At 68.5% G+C, this 16,983-nt stretch carries 17 protein-coding genes and 1 pseudogene; 10 read left to right on the top strand and 8 right to left on the bottom strand.

Annotation, left to right across the window (positions count from 1 at the left end):
• Positions 1-252 precede the first annotated feature (252 nt).
• The 3 genes and pseudogenes from ACTWPP_RS41835 to ACTWPP_RS41825 all read left to right on the top strand — a co-directional run.
• Positions 253-1,344: a serine hydrolase domain-containing protein gene (locus ACTWPP_RS41835; RefSeq protein ID WP_443110029.1), complete on the top strand. Its 1,092-nt coding sequence runs from the start codon at positions 253-255 to the stop codon at positions 1,342-1,344.
• Positions 1,331-1,501 (top strand): hypothetical protein, encoded by a 171-nt coding sequence (locus ACTWPP_RS41830; protein ID WP_443110028.1) that lies wholly within the window; start codon positions 1,331-1,333, stop codon positions 1,499-1,501. The genes ACTWPP_RS41835 and ACTWPP_RS41830 overlap by 14 nt, the downstream gene beginning before the upstream one ends.
• 128 nt (positions 1,502-1,629) lie before the next feature.
• A pseudogene (locus ACTWPP_RS41825) lies at positions 1,630-1,830 on the top strand (ATP-binding protein); the annotation flags it as partial.
• A gap of 25 nt (positions 1,831-1,855) precedes the next feature.
• Here ACTWPP_RS41825 and ACTWPP_RS41820 read toward each other — a convergent pair.
• On the bottom strand, positions 1,856-2,119 hold the full coding sequence (locus tag ACTWPP_RS41820; protein ID WP_443110027.1) for a hypothetical protein: 264 nt from the start codon (positions 2,117-2,119) through the stop codon (positions 1,856-1,858).
• Between the two features lie 316 nt (positions 2,120-2,435).
• Positions 2,436-2,867, bottom strand: a complete 432-nt coding sequence (locus ACTWPP_RS41815; protein WP_443110026.1) for a winged helix-turn-helix transcriptional regulator — start codon at positions 2,865-2,867, stop codon at positions 2,436-2,438.
• A gap of 94 nt (positions 2,868-2,961) precedes the next feature.
• Here ACTWPP_RS41815 and ACTWPP_RS41810 point away from each other — a divergent pair, with 94 nt between their 5' ends.
• Positions 2,962-3,819: an SDR family oxidoreductase gene (locus ACTWPP_RS41810; protein WP_443110025.1), complete on the top strand. Its 858-nt coding sequence runs from the start codon at positions 2,962-2,964 to the stop codon at positions 3,817-3,819.
• Between the two features lie 349 nt (positions 3,820-4,168).
• On the opposite strand, the gene ACTWPP_RS41805 is transcribed toward ACTWPP_RS41810, so the two are convergent.
• The gene (locus tag ACTWPP_RS41805; RefSeq protein WP_443110024.1) at positions 4,169-4,807 is read right to left on the bottom strand and encodes a hypothetical protein; all 639 of its coding nucleotides are present in this window, start codon (positions 4,805-4,807) and stop codon (positions 4,169-4,171) included.
• Positions 4,808-5,150: 343 nt separating this feature from the next.
• On the opposite strand from ACTWPP_RS41805, the gene ACTWPP_RS41800 reads away from it, so the two are divergent.
• Both ACTWPP_RS41800 and ACTWPP_RS41795 read left to right on the top strand, forming a co-directional pair.
• On the top strand, positions 5,151-6,383 hold the full coding sequence (locus ACTWPP_RS41800) for a sensor histidine kinase (RefSeq protein WP_443110023.1): 1,233 nt from the start codon (positions 5,151-5,153) through the stop codon (positions 6,381-6,383).
• On the top strand, positions 6,384-7,031 hold the full coding sequence (locus ACTWPP_RS41795; protein WP_443110022.1) for a response regulator: 648 nt from the start codon (positions 6,384-6,386) through the stop codon (positions 7,029-7,031).
• A gap of 567 nt (positions 7,032-7,598) precedes the next feature.
• Here the strand turns inward: ACTWPP_RS41795 and ACTWPP_RS41790 are convergent.
• The 3 genes from ACTWPP_RS41790 to ACTWPP_RS41780 all read right to left on the bottom strand — a co-directional run bounded on the left by ACTWPP_RS41790 (position 7,599) and on the right by ACTWPP_RS41780 (position 9,868).
• Complete coding sequence (locus tag ACTWPP_RS41790) at positions 7,599-7,829, bottom strand: DUF4192 family protein (protein WP_443110049.1); 231 nt, start codon at positions 7,827-7,829, stop codon at positions 7,599-7,601.
• A gap of 298 nt (positions 7,830-8,127) precedes the next feature.
• Entirely contained in the window at positions 8,128-8,787 is a 660-nt protein-coding gene (locus ACTWPP_RS41785; protein WP_443110021.1) for a response regulator, read from the bottom strand.
• A gap of 7 nt (positions 8,788-8,794) precedes the next feature.
• Positions 8,795-9,868, bottom strand: coding sequence for a sensor histidine kinase (locus ACTWPP_RS41780; RefSeq protein ID WP_443110020.1), 1,074 nt, complete (start codon positions 9,866-9,868; stop codon positions 8,795-8,797).
• 313 nt (positions 9,869-10,181) lie between these two features.
• Here ACTWPP_RS41780 and ACTWPP_RS41775 point away from each other — a divergent pair, with 313 nt between their 5' ends.
• Together ACTWPP_RS41775 and ACTWPP_RS41770 are read left to right on the top strand one after the other, a co-directional pair.
• Positions 10,182-11,228, top strand: a complete 1,047-nt coding sequence (locus ACTWPP_RS41775) for a hypothetical protein (RefSeq protein ID WP_443110019.1) — start codon at positions 10,182-10,184, stop codon at positions 11,226-11,228.
• A gap of 74 nt (positions 11,229-11,302) precedes the next feature.
• Entirely contained in the window at positions 11,303-12,559 is a 1,257-nt protein-coding gene (locus tag ACTWPP_RS41770; protein WP_443110018.1) for a serine hydrolase domain-containing protein, read from the top strand.
• Between the two features lie 31 nt (positions 12,560-12,590).
• On the opposite strand, the gene ACTWPP_RS41765 is transcribed toward ACTWPP_RS41770, so the two are convergent.
• Positions 12,591-12,923, bottom strand: a complete 333-nt coding sequence (locus ACTWPP_RS41765) for a hypothetical protein (protein WP_443110017.1) — start codon at positions 12,921-12,923, stop codon at positions 12,591-12,593.
• Positions 12,924-13,537: 614 nt separating this feature from the next.
• On the opposite strand from ACTWPP_RS41765, the gene ACTWPP_RS41760 reads away from it, so the two are divergent.
• Positions 13,538-14,122 carry a dihydrofolate reductase family protein gene (locus ACTWPP_RS41760; RefSeq protein ID WP_443110016.1) on the top strand — a complete coding sequence of 195 codons (585 nt, stop codon included), beginning with the start codon at positions 13,538-13,540 and terminating at the stop codon, positions 14,120-14,122.
• Positions 14,123-15,066: 944 nt separating this feature from the next.
• Here the strand turns inward: ACTWPP_RS41760 and ACTWPP_RS41755 are convergent.
• Positions 15,067-15,822 (bottom strand): NIPSNAP family protein, encoded by a 756-nt coding sequence (locus tag ACTWPP_RS41755; protein ID WP_443110015.1) that lies wholly within the window; start codon positions 15,820-15,822, stop codon positions 15,067-15,069.
• 120 nt (positions 15,823-15,942) lie between these two features.
• Between ACTWPP_RS41755 and ACTWPP_RS41750 the strand changes: the two genes are divergently transcribed.
• Positions 15,943-16,929 carry a GlxA family transcriptional regulator gene (locus ACTWPP_RS41750; protein ID WP_443110014.1) on the top strand — a complete coding sequence of 329 codons (987 nt, stop codon included), beginning with the start codon at positions 15,943-15,945 and terminating at the stop codon, positions 16,927-16,929.
• The last annotated feature ends 54 nt before the right edge of the window (positions 16,930-16,983 follow it).

Below are 16,983 nucleotides of genomic sequence, written 5' to 3'. Positions count from 1 at the left end.
CGCGCGGGACCGGTACCTCCCTGCAGCGGGCCCGTACCCGGATCCACTCGCCGCCGTCCGCCAGTCATCGATGACCAGGCCGCTTCGGCGGGTTCATGGCATGGCTGAGAGATCAACCCTGGGTTTGATGATCGGGGCGTGTGGGTTGCCTAGCGTGTCAGGCGTTCTGGCGTCGATCAGCGTGAGGATGTCATGTGGCGTGTGCTGGGTCCCGGGCGTTGGACGGGTCTGGTGGCGGGATGTGTGGCGTTGATGGCGGTCGCGGGTCCGGCCGAGGGCGCCGCCGGCGGGCCTCGTGATCGGGAGCTGCGGGAAGCGTTGGAGGACATCGTGGCGGCCGGTGCGGTGAGCGCGCAGGCCGAGGTCGTCGAGGGCGGTAGGCCATGGAGGGCCGCGGCCGGGGTGGCTGACGTGCGCACTGAGCGGCCGGCGCCGGTGGGCGGGCTTGCGCGGGTGGGCAGCGTGTCCAAGACGTTCACGGCGGTGGTGGCGCTTCAGCTGGTGGCGGAGGGGAGGCTGCGGCTGGACGACGCGGTGGAAAGGTTCGTGCCCGGGCTGGTACCAGGCGGGGAGGACATCACCGTCCGGCAGTTGCTGACGCACACATCCGGACTGTTCGACTACGCCGAGGACCAGCAGGCCGTGCCGCTGTCGGGACAGCAGTTCCTGGACAGGACGCGTTTTCGCACCTTCACTCCCCGCGAGCTGGTGGGGATCGCCGTCGGGCACGAGCCCTACTTTCCGCCCGGTCAGGGGTTCCGCTACTCCAATACCGGTTACGTCCTGATCGGCCTGATCATTGAGAAGGTGACCGGACGTTGGTACGGAGAGGAGATCGAGCACCGCATCATCGCTCCCTTGGGGTTGCGGGACACCTCGGTCCCCTTCACCCGGCCGTTCCTGCCCGGACGCCATGCGCGTGGATACATGCGGCTGACACGGGACGGCGCGGCCGAGCTGGTGGACGTGACGGAAATGAACCCATCGTGGGCCTCGGCGGCCGGAGCGGTGATCTCCACACCCGCTGATCTCGACCGGTTCTTCGCCGCGTTGCTCGGCGGCAGGCTCCTGCGTCCTGCCGAGCTCGAGGTGATGAGGACCGCGGCCGCGACCGATCCGCAGGGTGTGGCTTACGGGATGGGCCTGTGGTCACAGCCCCGCTCCTGCGGGGTGAGGATCTGGGGACACGGCGGCAGGATCCCCGGCTACAAGACCACGTCGGTCCACTCGGGGGACGGCACCCGGCAGTTCACGGTCTCCTACGTCCCCTCCAGCGCCAACGGCGCGCCCGAGGCGCTTGCCTCCCAAGCCATGATCGACGAAGTCTTCTGTGGCCGCCCGTGAACGGCACCCGCTGCCGCGCCGGATCGCGTCCTCGGCCCTGTGCCCACCGATGAGCGGTGCCCTGCCGGCGTTCGCGGGGATCGTGGAGTTCACCCAGCACACGCGCGCGTTCAGCGTGCCGCAGCTCGGGTGCGTGCTGCGGCCACCGTGCCGCTGATCTGGCGTCAGGTCCGCCCGGTGCCGGCTGGATCGCCGGCAGCGGTCGCGGCCCCCGTGAGCGGCACGATGTCGTGGCCCATTCGGTATCGGTGATCGCCGTCCAGGCCGAAACCGGTCAGGGTCGCCTATCGCACCGACCGGCTCCGCCTCCGGATCGTCGACGACGGTCCCGGCATGGCCACCGCCGACGGCGGGACGGGGCATGGGTTGATCGGGATGCGCGAACGCGCCGCGCTCCTGGGCGGAACCCTCTCCGTCCGGCCGGGGCCCGCAGGCGGTGTCGTGGTCGCGGCAGAACTGCCCATCGTCACAGACGTACGGCCATGACGACCCGTGTCCTGATCGCCGACGATCAGGCGGTCGTCCGGACGGGGTTCGCGAGCCTGCTGTCCATCGGCGCCTTCGGCCGCTGCACCCGCTTGCTGCCCGCCGCCACCGTGGTCGAAGCGATTTCGCCGCAGGGCACGTGCTCGAGCCGCCTGCGGAACCGGGCCTGTCCCACCGGCTCGGCCGTGAGTCGTACGAGTGTGGCGCTGATGACCTCGCGCCAGTAGGCGAACGCGTCCTCCACAGGCACGTCGGCGGTGCTCAGCTCCGTGTGGGCACGTCGATCCACGCTCACAGCCATACTCGAATATCACCACCCGGGCAGGTCGGCGTCCACCATCCGGCGAGGCCGTCGAGCAAGGTCAGGCCGCTTACAGCCTGCAGTGAGCCGGGCCGGCGGCCGGCGACGGTGACGAGGAATCCATCGGCCCCTGACCGTCCTTGCTTTCGCAATCCTGCGATCCCGGAGCCGACACGATCAGCGGGCTTGACGGCACCGGTTGCCGACCTCAATTTACGAAGACGCCAACGTCTCGATGGAATCCTCAAACGACTACCAGCATGCTGCCTGACCGGGACGGACGAGGTCTTCAGCAAGCACCGTGTCATGTTTTCGCTGACGCCTGGTTCTGGTTCTGGCGGTGGTCGTAGGCGCGGCGGGCCGTTTCCACCTGCGGTGCGGTCTCCTCCAGCAGGCCGGCCAGGGATCGCAGGTGCTCGGCGATCCGGGCTCCCAGCGGCGTCAGTGAGTATTCGACCCGGGGCGGGATCGCGCTCAGGACCTCGCGGGCGACCATGCCGTCGCGTTCCAGGGCCTGCAGGGTCTGGGAGAGCATTTTCTCGCTCACTCCCTCGACCCGGCGGCGCAGCGCGTTGAAGCGGTACCCGCTCTCGGCCAGGGCCAGCAGCGCGAGCGAGGCCCACTTGGACGTGACGTCCTCGAAGGCGGCCCGTGAGGTGCAGGCACGGGCGAAGACATCGGCGACCAACTGCTGGGAGGGCTCGACCGACGGGGGCTGCACGCGTTGTTCGACCACCTGCTCATCGTACCCGAGGCGCTGCACGAGCAATCAGTGCTGTAGTTTAGTTAGTGCGCTAGATTTTACAGTGCCCATGCAGAGGAGAGTGCTCATGCCCGTCTACGCCATCACCGGAGCCACCGGCCACCTGGGCCGCCTGGTGATCGAGAGCCTGCTCACCCGGGGCGTGTCACCCGCCGACATCGCCGCCCTGGCCCGTACCCCGGACAAGGCCGCCGACCTGGCCCGGCTCGGCGTCGAAGTCCGCGAGGCCGACTACTCCCGGCCCGACACCCTGCCGTCGGCCCTGGCCGGAATCCGCCGGCTGCTGCTGATCTCCGGCGACGAACCGGGCAAGCGCGTCCCCCAGCACACCGCGGTGATCGAGGCCGCACGCGCCTGCGATGTCGAACGCATCACCTACACCAGCATCCTGCGCGCCGGTGTCAGCACCAACCCGCTGGCACCCGACCACAAGGCCACCGAGGAGGCCCTGATCGCCTCCGGTGTGCCGTACACCCTGCTGCGCAACAGCTGGTACACCGAGAACTACACCGACCGGCTCGACCAGTACCTGGAGCAGGGACAAATCCTCGGCGCCGCCGGCACCGGCAAGGTCTCCGCCGCCCCCCGCGCCGACTACGCGCAGGCCGCCGCGGCGGCACTGACCGGCGACGAGCACGACGCCGCGACGTACGAACTCGGCGGCGCGCCGTTCACCTTCGACGAGCTCGCCACAGCCATCACCGAGGTCACCGGCACCCGAATCGACTACCGCGACCTTTCACCGGCCGAGTACGCCGCCGCCCTGCAGAAGACCGGGCTGGACGCGGCCACCGCGGGCTTCGTCGCCTCCCTGGACGAATCCATCTCCCGCGGCGATCTGGAGACCACCGGCGACGACCTGCCCCGGCTGCTCGGCCGGCCGGCCACCCCGCTGACCCAAGCGCTCCGCGCCGCCCGCCCCTGACCCCACCGGCGACCGGCCTGGTGGCAGAATCTCCACGCCTGCCACCAGCGCCTGCACCTTGTCGACCTCCATACATCCACGCTCGGAGATGGGCACGCGGAGATCTCGCACGGTCTGTCCTCGGCCGGACCTATTGCGCTGCGAGCATGAACTCGAGCGTTGAAACCGGCTGACCGGTTCTTGCGCGTTGAGTTTGCTGAGGTGCGCCGCTGTGAAGTCGCCTTCTGCCCCGGCTATGCCCTCCTGGCGAGACGGCGACGCCGCCGACGATGACGACGGCGGTCATCGCCCGGCGTCTGGCCGACGTGAAGGTCGCGTAGCGCCGTAGATCATTCTCGCCCCTCCTCGCTCACTCATCCAGCGGAGTTTCACCGGGCGACCCCACAGGGGAGGGAGTTCGCGCCTCTTCACAACGGCGGCGCTGTCGGTAGTGCCAGGTGACGGCCAGCAGCAGCGGCGGCCACAGCACCATCGGGAGGTACCACCGGAGCGTGTCCCATCCCAGCAGGCGACATCCGGGCGGCAGGTCCTCTTGTGGGACCGGTGGCACGAACACCGTCTGGAGGCAGATCGCGGCGATGACGAGCGCGCCCGTGACGGCGACGCTGACCGCAAGAGACACTGGCACGCGGCGGCCTCCCAGAGCCGGGATCCATCGTGGAAAGACCTCTCCCCACGGACGGACCAGGCCGATTGTCAGGAGGGCGAGGCCAAGCTGGACTGACGGCAGCACCGCCAGGACGTAAATCTGTTCCCATATCCCCCCTGTCCCGCAAGGCTCATCACCAGTGACGAAGACGTTGTCGATGACGGTCACGAACCGCCAAACAATTGAAGGAACCGTGATCAGCGGAACTGACCAGGCGGCGACCTTCGCCCAGGTCGGAACCAGCTCGGTTCGGAAGGTCGGTTGCCTGGGTTGAGTGGGCATCACGATGCGGTCTCCTGCGTGTGCGCGTCGCTGGTCCGGCTGCCTGGTGGTCTTCATGTGCCGCGCCCAGCAAGAAGCCAGATATGAGAATCTGCAGGGCTGGGGGCCCGGCGGCCACCTCTGGTGCCTGCAGCGAAGTGAGCGGCGGTCGTTCGCGACGGGTGATTCCTATGGTCATAATCATCTTGAGCCTGCCCTCGAGCGGACTGCTCGACATCCCACCGGCGAACGAGGCGGGTCCCTCACGCGAGGGACCGCGATTGCGAATCGCTCGGCATGGCTATTCGCAGGAGAGGAGTCTCCCCCTCAAGGGGGATGCATTGGCCGGCAGCGGTGTCAGGATGAGGCAATGACGAGGCTCCACGAGGGGGGTCGGCCGCCCGCGTGGAGAACGCGGTGGTTGAGTTCCCGACCCGATTTGCAACTCGTGTTCATGTTGGGCGGTTCCGCGATCGCGCTGGCATTCCTCACCGTGGAATTGATGGTTGCCGGAGTAGTGCGGCAATGGGACGTCGCGCCGGTGTTGCAGGCGTTCCTGACAGCTGTGGTGTACTTGGCGCCGCCGACGGTGGTCGGGCTGATCGCGCAGATGGGCGAGATAGAAGCCGTCGCGACGCGAGTGCTGCTGAGAAATGACATCGAGGCGGCAGCCGGAGCAGGCTGGGCACGGCGGGTGCGCGCTTGTGCGTGGTTCTGGTGCCACTTCATCTCGGGCACCGCCGTCGTGGTCGGTGGCGTGGCAAGCGCCATGTGCGGATCTGCATTCCTGGGGGCTCCTTGGCGGTCAGTCGGCACCGAGTTGCTCGGGGTGTCCTGGCTGCAGGTGCGCGGCGACTGGCGCGACATCCTGTTTGTGCTCGCGGCCGTCGTTGTGCTGGTGACCTACCTGATCGCGTTGGCTCTGTGCGGGCAGGCTCTGGTCGCGATCGCGCCGGTGCTGTTGGGTGCCTCCCACGAGGAGCGGCTCGCAGCCCTGGAACGGCGTACCACCGAACTCGTCGAGCGCAATCGCCTGGCTCGCGAAATACACGACAGTGTCGGACATGCCCTGAGCGTGGTCGTGCTCCAGGCAGCGGCCGCGCATCGCCGGGTGCGGACCGACCCGGACGCAGTCGAACAGGGCCTGGGTGCGGTAGAGGAGGCGGCCAAACGCGCTCTGACCGACCTCGACTCCGTGCTGGGGATGCTCCGCGGCCGCAATGAAGTGACCAGATCGCACACGGCCGCTGACCTGACCGCTCTCAACGACCTTCTCGTCGCGGCCGAGCGCGGGTCAAGCGCAGCGATCACCGTTGCTGGCCTGGATGTCGACGCCGGCAGGTTGCCGGCGATCGTCTCGCGCGAGGCGTATCGGATTGTGCAGGAGTCGCTGACCAACGCGATCCGCCATGCTTCGGGCTCAGAGATCGAAGTGGCGCTGACCCAGTCCGACCGAGAGTTGCAGATCACCGTGCGCAATGGCACCCGCGTCGGGCGGCGATGGCGGCGCGGGGCTGGACGGGACGGCCATGGCATCGTCGGCATGCGCGAGCGCGTGCGTCTGTTGGGCGGCCGGATGTCCGCTGGTGAGGTGCCCGAGGGCTGGGAGGTGCAGGTGAGTCTGCCTCTGACCACCAAGGGAGTTGTCCGATAGATGAGTGAACGCCGGATCCAGGTACTTCTGGTCGACGACGACCACTTGGTCCGCGCGGGCCTCCGGGGCTTGCTCGACGGCGGCGACATCGAAATCGCCGGAGAAGCAGCCGACGGTGCCGAAGCCGTGTCGAAGGTGCGGAGTCTGATGCCAGACGTCGTGTGCATGGACGTCCGGATGCCGCGCCTTGACGGAATCCAGGCAACCCGCCAGATCCTCAAGCATCATCCCGAGGTCAAGGTGCTCGTGCTCACGACATTCGAGCACGATGAGCATGTCGCTGCGGCGTTGGAAGCAGGGGCCGACGGGTTCCTCCTCAAGCGGGCGGCACCCGACTCGTTCGCCGAGTCCATCCGCACCGTGCACCGCGGCGACTCTCTCCTGTTCCCGTCGTCGATCCGAAGCCTGGTCAAGCAAACCACCGGCTCGGCAACGAACAGCGGACTGCCCGACTTGACCGAACGCGAGGGCGAAGTGCTGCGGCTGATGGCGGCTGGTCTGCAGAACGCCGAGATCGCCGCCGAGCTGTGCATCTCGTTGGAGACCGTCAAGACTCATGTCGTCCGGGTCCTTGGCAAACTCCAGGTCCGGGACCGTACCCAGGCGGTAATCTGCGCGTACCGGTCTGGGTTCGTCCCCCTCGGCTGAGCAAGGCTCGGTTCGGCATCTGCGTGGCGCGCAGAGGTGCACGATCCCGGGCGGGAGCCGTCGGGCCGAAGATTCGCGGCCGAGCATGAGGGAACCAATACGCCCACCTCGCAGGGCCCGCACCCGGGGCCTACCCCGGTTCTTGGACACGGTGGGAGGCCCCTCGGGCACGGCCGCGGTCATCCGCGCCGCTCCTTCGAGTCGAGCGACTCGTCGAACTCGACGTCGTGGATTCAGTCGATGCGTTTCTCGGGGCGGAAGCCCAAGGGTTCGGGAACGACCAGGCGGCCGATGCGGTGCTCGGCCGGGCTCACGTGGGTTGCATGGTCTCGGCCATGTCGTGTTCTCCTCTCATCGGCCGGGCGCTCTGTGGTCGGGCGGCCGTAGTCCGGTGCCAGGGATATCACGGCCGTGCCGGTGACCGGTGGCGGGGTGAAGGTCTTGCCGGCGGTCCCGGGGGCGCGCATGCGCTCCCAGACTGCGGGGTTCACGCCGTCTTGAACGACGGCGCAACCAGCGCCGCCATCGAGTACGGCGGTCCGTCGGGGGGCCTGATCCAGCGCGCACTTAAGCCTTCGCGCCGTTGCTGCCGAGCCAACCGGAGAACGCGAGCATGGTGGCGGCGGCTGTGCGTACTTCGTCGGGGGCGCGGCGGGTGAGGTCGGTCCAGAGTGCGGTGTGCTGGGGGAGTTGTCCTGGCGCATATCCTCCCAGAGGGCGTCGCGGTCGTGCCGTTCTTCGAGATGTGGATCCGCTTGACCGGACTCCACCGGTACCGCTCGAACCGCAGCGCCTCATGGCGCACTGCCAGCGGTCTTCGACCTGTAGGGCGGCGGGCAGGACCTGGTGCGCGGCGTCGGCGCCGTCCCGGCAGACGATCTCGACGCCGGGATGCTCGCGCAGCCGCGCCGCCAGGGTGCTGGACCTCCGGCCGGGCACCCGCACCTCCACCGGCACTGGCCGCCCGTCGGCCGGGCGATCGCCACGGTTCGCTCGCACCACGCAAGAACAGCGGCGGTATCGACAGCACCCGGGCATGGGACCGGCACATCCCGGCTACGAGCCCGCACCCGGATCGGCTCGCCCTCGTCTGCCGTTAACTTGATATTCCCCCGGTTGCCCAGATCCAGGCGGCAATGCCGACTCGGTTGCGGGCGTTGAGTTTGGCCTGGATGGTGGCGACGTGGGTCTTGACGGTGCCCGGTGAGATGAACAGATCGGCGGCGATCTCCGCATTGGTCTTGGCGTGCGCGATGCCGCGGGCGATGTCGAGTTCGCGCGCGGTCAGCACGTCGGTGTCGGGCCGGCCGGCGGTCGCCGGCGGAGTGAGGCGGCGGAGCAGCCGCATGGTGATCTGCGGGCTGATCAATGTGTCTCCGGCCATGGCCGCGCGTGCGGCCTCGATGAGGAGCAGGGGGCCGGAGCGTTTGAGCAGGAATCCGCAGGCGCCGTTGCGCAGCGCCCCGAGGACGTAGTCGTCGAGGTCGAAGGTGGTGATGACGATGACGCGGATCGGGTCGGATACCTGCGGTCCGGAGAGCCGGCGGGTGACCTCCAGCCCGTCCACGCGAGGCATGCGGATGTCGGCGAGCACGATGTCGGGCCTCAGGTGGCGGGCCATCTCGATCGCCGCCGCGCCGTGGGCGGCCTCGCCGACGACGGTCATGTCGGGCTGGGTGTCCAGCACGAGGCGCAGGCCGCCGCGTACATCGGCGTGGTCATCGGCGATCAGGATGCGGGTCATTGACGAGGTCATGCGGTCCTCACCTGATCGCGGAATCTGACATGGTCAGTGGCAGAAGGGCGATCACACGCCATCCGTCGAGAGCACCGCAGCGCTGATCGGGGTAGGGCCCTGCGGTCAGAGTGCCGCCGAGTGCCTGTACCCGTTCGGTGAGGCCGGCCAGTCCGAAGCCACCATGGCGATCGGCTCGCGGCATCGGGGCCCGGACAGGTGGGGCGCCGTCGTTGGTGACCGTGACCTCCAGCGCCGAGTCGTCCGAGGGCCGGATGGTGGTGGTGACCGTGGTCGCGGCAGGGGCGTGGCGCCGTACGTTCGTCAGTGCTTCGGAAACGATTCGGTAGGCCGTGGCGCTCAGGTCGCCCGGCAAAGAGGCGGCCAACTCCGGGTCGAGGTCGAGTTGGACGGTCGCCGTCCCGGCTGCTGAGAACTGTTCGGTCAGCTCGGACAGATCCGTGAGGCTCGGCAACGGTGCGTGTGCACGTGCATTGCCGGAGACGGCCGCCGTTGTCTCCCGGATCGGCATACGGAGGTCGGCGGCGTCGGGGTCGTGGAGCATGTGCACGGTCCGGTCCATGGACGCAAGGGCCCGAAGTCCGGTCACCTCGATCCGTTTCAGCGCGGCGAGCGCTCGATCGAGGTCGTTGCCGGTGACGAACCGGGTCGCCTGGGCTTGCATCACGATTCCGCTGATGTCGTGTGCGACGAAGTCGTGCAGATCTCGGGCTATCTCCAATCGCACGGCCTGGCGGGAGTGCGCCAGCGCGCGTCGGCCGCGCGCGTCTGTCCACCGCAGGTAACCGCCGATGAGTGCCGCTCCGATCGAGAAGATGGTCCAGAGCCCGCTCCAGGCCACCGCATGGAACAGGTTCGACGGCGACGTCCCGTCATCGAATCGCCACACCCACACACTGACCGCGACGCCCAGCAACGTGCCGGACACGATCGCCTGACGCCGTGGCGCCCTGCGGACCGCGATGGCGATGAGGGTCAGGAGCGCCACCGCCTCAACCGTGGCTTCCGTCCGGGCGATGTCACCGAGCACCGGCCTGAAGATGATGACGGCGGCCGTCGCCGCCGTGGACACGGCGGCCACCGAACCCGCGATCCACGCGATCTTGGGCCGAGCATGCAGACGCCACCACGCAAGTCGGTCTCGCACAGGCCCGAGAGTAGCCCGACGGTAAACGCCGCCCCCTCCCCCGAACGGGGGAAATGGCCGCCGAACACGGACCTGGAACCTCCCGAACGGCAGATGGTGGTTCGCATCGCCGGCCACCGAGGGTTGAGTCATGAGGAGCACAGAAGATCTGACCGCGTCTCGTTCGCCGGCCTCGGCGCGGCGCGCGTCGGCCACGGCTGCCGGCTCATCCGGGATGTGGTCCCGCTGGCCTGCATGGGCCGCGTACGTGGCGGCAGGCTGGTCGCTGCTGTATTGCATGCTCGGGTTGTACTGGTGCTTCGGCGGTGCGGGCTTCCCATTCGGCACGGTGGGCGACCCGCTCGGGGCGCGGACATCGATCCTTGAGTCGGCCAGTCGGGATGTTGCCGCACCGGTGATCGCCGCCTTGGGGCTGATTGGTGGGCTGTCGGCGACGCTGATGGCGCGCACTCGGCTGCGAGGGCTTCCCGCTGCGGCGCTGCTGGGCTTGGCCTGGACGGCGGCGGTGACACTGACCCTGGTGATTCCCGATTACCGACCGCTGGCGGCGGTGGGTCGTACGCCGGTGTTCCTGGTCGGCCGGTTGTTGTTCGACTGGCCGAAGGGAGTCGAATTCTTCGGACCCGGCATGTTCGAATGGCCGGTTCTCAACCAGTTCCTGCTGATCGGCGGCGGGCTGGCCTGGGCGGCCGCGGCGGTCGCCTACCGGCGTCGGGAACGTGGCACGTGCGGTGCCTGCGGCCGAGCCGGGGACACCTCGACCGGATGGACGACACCCGCCAGCGCAGCCCGGTGGGGACGCTGGGCGGTCGGGGTCGCGGTCGCGGTCCCCCTGATGTACGCGCTGACCCGCTGGGCCGTCGCCCTGTCCATCCCGCTCGGCTATGCCACCGAGGGCATCCAGCGGGAGGCGCGTGAATCTCCCGGTATCTGGTGGGCCGGTGCAGGGCTGGCGACGTTCGGGGCGGCGGGTGCGGTTCTCACGCTCGGCCTCGTCCAGCGCTGGGGCGAGGTCTACCCGCGCTGGATCCCGTACCTGCGCGGCAAGCCGGTACGGCCCCGCACGGCGATCGTCCCCGCATCGCTGGTCACGGTGATCGTGACGGAGGCGGGCCTGATGTTCAACCGCGGCCTGATTCTCGGTCACCGACCCGACGGCGCGGGCGGCATCGGTGACCTCGTGCTCTCCGTGCCCAACCAGCTGTGGACGCTGTGGGGCCCCGCCCTGGGCGCCGCGACCCTCGCGTACTACCTCCGCCGCCGCGGCCAGTGCGGTTCTTGCGGCCACTGTTAGCCCGCTGCCGACCCGCTCCTGCGGCCACTCACTTCGATCCACATCACCAGTCGACTCGCAAAGGGGTCATCAAGATGAGCAAGTCGTATCGTCGGCGCGGCACGGCCACGGCCACCGCGTTGGCCGCGGTGGCGCTGATGTCGTCGGCCACCACCCCGGTGGCCGACGCTCTGGAACCTCGGAGTCCTGTTCCAGCGCACCGGCCGGACGGCACGTCCCACACACTGACCCGCGCCCTGGACGCCGTTCATGCCGCTGGTATGCCCGGGGTGATGGCATCCGCCGGCAACGGCGAATGGACGTGGAACCGCGCCTCCGGGGTCGCCGACCTACGCAGCGGCCGCCGGATGCGCCCCGACTACCCGCACCGGGTGGCGAGCGTGACCAAGACCTTCACCGCCACCGCGGCGCTGCGACTGGCCGCCCAGAAAAAGATCGACCTCGACGCACCGGTGCGCAGATACCTGCCGACAGTGGTTCCCGGAGAACGAGGCCAAAAGATCACGGTACGGATGCTGCTCAACCACACCAGCGGCATCGCCGAGTACGGCTACCTCGATGTGCCACCCGGCCCCGACGCGGACGAGCAACGACGCGCCAGGCTGGAAGCGCTCCGGTTCTCCCGGCTACAGCCCGAGGACTCGGCCAGGATCGGGCTGGCCAAGCCGCCCACGACCCAACCGGGAAAACGCCAAGAGTACTCCGACACCAACTACATCCTGATCGGCATGATCATCAAGAAGGTGACCGGCCAGGACGCCGAGCGATACATCGCCGAGCACGTCATCAGACGAGCCGGACTCAAGCACACATTCTTCCTCGGCGATCGCGCTCACATCCCCCGGGCACATGCCAAGGCATACACGGGACGCGACGCCCAGCACATCACCGGGGAATACTCCGTCTTCCGGATGCGCTGGGACTCCACCGCCGGCGCCCTGCTCTCGACCCCGTCCGACCTCGCCATCTTCTTCCGCGCCCTGTTGGGCGGACGGCTGCTGCCCCCGGCACAGCTCGCCGAGATGAAACAGGTCGTCCCCCCGCCCGGCGAGCCTCCGCCCGGTACCACCATGCGTGGGTACGGCCTCGGCCTGATCAAGCACGAGATCCCCGGCTGCGGACAATTCTGGGGCCACAACGGAGCCTTCGCCGGCACCCAGGCCGATGTACTGGTCAGCGACGACGGCCGACGCCATTTCACCTATGTCCTCACATTGAGCGGCTACCAGCAGGCGGACTCCAACGGCAACGAGATCCCGACACCGATCGGCGAGGCACTGAAGAACCTCCAAGACCAGGCCGTCCGCCAGGCACTGTGCCCGGCCCGGTGAAATCAGCCCAGTGATGACAAGCGCGATGAACTCATCCGCGCACCGGACTGACCTCCCGCACACAATGAACCTTCCAGTGGCGGATCGGTGATGGCGGCGCGTGAACCCGCGCGGAGAAGGATCGTGGTGGCCCCATGCGGCAGGTCGTGGAGGCGGCCGCGACCCCGCCGCACCCCAGTGGCGACCGGATCGGCAGGAACAAGCCGAGGGCCTCGAAGACCAGCAGGTTCCCGCCGATCTGGACGAGGGCCAGGGTGAAGGAGTCGTGCAGCACGGCGTACAGGTCGACGAGCGGGACCCCCGCACCCCCTTGTCCGCTGGCCGGGGTCATGACCATCCACAGCCACGGCAGCGTCCCGGCCACCGTGCCGACCTCCGCGATCGGGTGCCGCCATCGATCACCGCGTCACGAACGGTCGTCGCCCGCCACCAGATCAGGAGGGTGCACAGTGGCAGCGTCAGAGCCGAGGTGACGATGACCCGGCCCCAGCTCGCCCAGACCTCCACCATGTACAGATCATCACCGGAACCGGTCGATTCCGGCGGGCTTCCACGTCGATGAGCACGAGGTTGGGTGAAGACGGCCGGGTGAGAGCCCGCCCCAGGTCACGCGGGCACGCCGGAGCGCTCAGCGATGCCTGCGAGCCGCGCGGTAAAAAACTTCTCGGCGTCCGGTGTTAGAAGCACCATTGCCCGGAACACTGTGTCGCTCAGCCGGTCCTGTACGTCGGCCCACGAATGCGAGAGGCCCTTGCGCGGGTTGAGGCCTCCGTAGACCCTTGATCCTTGTCAGCGGATTTGAGGTATTGATCGGTTGGTGGCGTTATGGTCTGGTTTTGATCAGCGGACTCTGGTGGAGGGCGGCTGATGTCCTTGGGCGGCCGGGGCGGATGCGGTCTGGGCTGGTGGCCTGGACGTCGTGTTCTCGTCCAGGGTGATGCTGGAGCGTCCGTTGTTGGCTCAAAAGAGAGGTGACGTGTGAGCAGCGTGATATGGCATGTGACGATGTCGTTGGATGGCTTCATTGCCGGGCGGGACGATTCGATGGACTGGGTGGTCGCCCAGTGGAGCGATGGCGGTGGGAACACCCGCGACGTCGAGGTGCAGCGCAGCGCCGTCGCTGACGAGGTGCTGCAGAATGCCGGAGCGATCCTCGGCGGTCGCCGCTGGTACGACGTTGCTGTTCGCAAGTTCGATGGTTACAAGGGGGTCTATGGAGGGCAGTGGGCGGGGCCGGTATTCGTCTTGACGCACCACCCGCCCGGTGCCGATCACCATCCGGCGATCACCTTCCTGTCAGGTGGTCTGAGCGAGGCTGTCGCGACGGCCACTAGCGCAGCATCTGGCAAGAGTGTCATCGTCTTTGGGGCCAACCTCGCGGTGCAGTGCCTGCGTGCCGGCCTGCTCGACGAGATCGTGGTCCATCTGGTGCCGGTCTTGCTGGGCGACGGCATCCGCCTCATCGACGTGTTGGACTTCGGCCCAGTCTCCCTTGAGCGGACCTTGGTCGCGACCTCTGGTCAGGTCACCGACCTGCGGTTCGCCGTCCGGCGCAGCGATTAGCCCGGTGCTGTTGGCGCACCGGACTGTTGAGGGAGTCGCCGATGTCTTTGGGGGCGGCCTGGGGCGGTGAATGCGGCCTGGGCCGGTGGTCTGGAGATCAGGTTCCTCGATCAGGATGGTGCGGAGCGCCGCGGGCCGTTGCCGCTGGTGTGGGATGTTCGGTTTGAGCGGGTGCGGCCGGTGCGGCAGTTCATCTCGTTCGAGGGGCAGAGCAACTTCGTCGGCCTGTGGTGGTTCAGCCGCGCGGTTTGGCGCCAGCTTGGCGGGAAGAGGGTGTCGTTCACTGCGGTCGACTGCGGGCTGCTGGTGGCGTTGCTGCACTGGTCGCCGCCCCGGGGCGCTGCGGCGGATACGGCTTTTGGTAGGGCTGGACACGGTCTTGCGCTGGTACCGCGACCTGATCCGCCGGCCGGCGCGCTGCCCGTTCGAAACCCCGGCGGTCGGGCCGCTCACCGGCCGTTTGCTCCATTCGGGCCCTCGTCCTTGGCCTGGTGTGGGAGAACCCGAGTCGGGGGTGCCGGCGGGTGCACGGTGAGTTGCTGGTGCTCGGTGTCAAGGGTGGCCGCCTCGACCGTCTGGGGGATCCTCAAGGACGCCGGGATCGATCCGGAACCCGAGCGTTCCGCGGCCGCGTGGGCCGGGTTTGTGCGGTGATGGAGCGGTGGGGCGAACTTGTCGCAGCGAGCTGCTCGACCGGAGCTTGATCTGGAACCAGCGGCACCTGCTCCATGCCGTCCGCGAGTTCGAAACCTTCTACAACTCACACCGGTCTGATCAAGGCATCCGCCAACGCCCGGCCAATGAAGCCGCTGCCTCCACCGATCGCCCGCCCTGACCGAATGCCCAGGCTGGACATAGGAGGAAGACAACGTCCGGGCGGAATCCTCAACGAGGACGAACATGCCGCTTGACCTGCACGGACGTAGTTCTCGGCAAGCACAGCGCTAGCGGAGAAGCGATCGGGCCGTCGGTGCCAGGTTCAGCCGCTGCGTGGGACGTGAGAGCCGGGCCGACAGTTCAGGCAGGACCTCCTCGTTCCACGCGGCAGATCGCGCGAGGCGGTCGAGGTGGGCACGGCGCCGGTCACCGTCCTCGAAGGCCGCGAACCAGACGAACACGTTCTCGCCTTCGCGGACGGGCAGACGCGGAAAGGTGTTCTCGCTCGGCTCCGTCTCGAAGCGGGCGACCGGGTGAGCGCCGGTGCCGGTCAGCACCGGCCTCACCCGCTCGTCGAAGAAGCGGACGAACGTGTCGTCCACGGGTGCGTCGAGATGCCAGATCGTCGCCATGAACCGGGACGGGGGAAGCGCGGTGGCCCCTGCCTGCGGCCTGCGGTCCGGGAGACCGAAACCGGCGGCTTGGGCGACCGGACGCAGGAGCAGGGCGTTCGTCGAATCGAGCATCGTCGCGCTGGCGGTCCCGCCGTGGGCCTTCCATGCGTCCCCTTGGAGGTAGAAGGCGGTCAGCGCCTCGCCGCGGGAGGTCATGTCGCGGAATCCGCGCAGCCAGACGAACCGGTCCGGGTTGTCCTCGTCGCGGAACTGGCCGATGATCCGCATGCCCACGGCCTCCTGGGTCTCCACGAATTCCCGATCGAAAAGCTCGATCAGCACCTCGCGGGCGCCAGGACGCAACGTGTACTGCCGCAGTTCCACAACGGGCCAGGTGTCGTCCATCGTCGAGTGGCGTTCGCCGATCACCGCATCTCCTCTGCATTCCAGGTCGTCCAGGGCGCATTCAGGCTGTCAGCACCGGCCAGATCGCCACGAGTGGCAGGACCGCCACGTAGCGAACGATTCCTGCCATAGGCTCCATGACGCATGAAGACCGGCTCCGTCGCCCTCGTATTGCTCAACGACACGCCCCTGTACGAGCTGGGTCTCGCGGGTGAGGTCTTCGGCTCGCCGCGTCCCGACCTGGCCGATCCCTGGTACGAGCTGCGGCTGTGCGGGACGCGGCGAGGCGTCGTGCGCTCGGAGTTCGGTTTCCGCGTCCAAGCCGACCACGGTTTGGACGAACTGGCCGTCGCGGACACGGTGATCGTCCCCGCGCTGCCGTACGAGTACGTGCTGTCCGGCCGTCCACTGCCGTCGGCGTTGACCGAGGCCCTTGCGGAGGCGTCCCGGACGGGCGCGCGTATGGTGTCCCTGTGCACCGGCGCCTTCGCCCTGGCGGCCGCCGGAATCCTGGACGGCAGGCGCGCGACCACGCACTGGATGTACGCCGAGACCCTCCAACGACGCCATCCGCGGGTACGCCTCGACCCCTCGGTGCTGTACGTCGACGACGGCGACGTCCTCACCAGTGCCGGACGCACCGCCGCCCTCGACTTGTGCCTGCATCTCCTCCGCCGGGACCTCGGCGCACGGATCGCGAACCAGGTGGCGCGCCGCATGGTCGTCCCCCCGCACCGTCCCGGCGGCCAGGCGCAGTACATCGACCACGCCGTGCCGGTGACCGATGACGCGGGCCTCGGCCCGGTGCTGCAGTGGGCGTCCGAGCATCTGGAGCGTCCCCTGACGGTCGGTGAGCTGGCGCGCAGGGCGGGGATGAGCCCGCGGCACTTCGCCCGGCGCTTCACTGCCGCCACCGGAACGACCCCGCTGCGATGGCTACTCGACCGGCGCCTGGACCACGCCCGGACCCTGCTGGAGGCCACCGACCTCCCCGTCGACCGCATCGCCGAGCGCAGCGGCCTGGGCACCGCCGCCAACCTGCGCCGCCACTTCACCATCCAGGTCGGAGTCACCCCCACCGCCTACCGCCGCACCTTCACCCAGCACCCCCGCCCCGGAACAACGCTGTGACGACCGGTTCACGTCAAAGGAGAGGGCGGGATACTCTGCCTGCGGTGCCTCGGA

It is taken from the genome of Actinomadura sp. 3N407 (assembly GCF_052245875.1).
Classification (GTDB): Bacteria; Actinomycetota; Actinomycetes; order Streptosporangiales; family Streptosporangiaceae; genus Spirillospora.
The sequence above is the reverse complement of the archived record's forward strand: the minus strand, read 5'-3'. Positions and strand labels throughout refer to the sequence as shown.

What these genes read in the sequence shown, in the direction of transcription:
- ACTWPP_RS41835 (WP_443110029.1), top strand. Translation starts at nt 253, where the DNA reads ATGGCGGTCGCGGGTCCGGCCGAGGGCGCCGCCGGCGGGCCTCGTGAT.
- ACTWPP_RS41810 (WP_443110025.1), top strand. Translation starts at nt 2,962, where the DNA reads ATGCCCGTCTACGCCATCACCGGAGCCACCGGCCACCTGGGCCGCCTG.
- ACTWPP_RS41805 (WP_443110024.1), bottom strand. Translation starts at nt 4,807, where the DNA reads ATGAAGACCACCAGGCAGCCGGACCAGCGACGCGCACACGCAGGAGAC.
- ACTWPP_RS41795 (WP_443110022.1), top strand. Translation starts at nt 6,384, where the DNA reads ATGAGTGAACGCCGGATCCAGGTACTTCTGGTCGACGACGACCACTTG.
- ACTWPP_RS41790 (WP_443110049.1), bottom strand. Translation starts at nt 7,829, where the DNA reads ATGAGGCGCTGCGGTTCGAGCGGTACCGGTGGAGTCCGGTCAAGCGGA.
- ACTWPP_RS41785 (WP_443110021.1), bottom strand. Translation starts at nt 8,787, where the DNA reads ATGACCTCGTCAATGACCCGCATCCTGATCGCCGATGACCACGCCGAT.
- ACTWPP_RS41770 (WP_443110018.1), top strand. Translation starts at nt 11,303, where the DNA reads ATGAGCAAGTCGTATCGTCGGCGCGGCACGGCCACGGCCACCGCGTTG.
- ACTWPP_RS41750 (WP_443110014.1), top strand. Translation starts at nt 15,943, where the DNA reads ATGAAGACCGGCTCCGTCGCCCTCGTATTGCTCAACGACACGCCCCTG.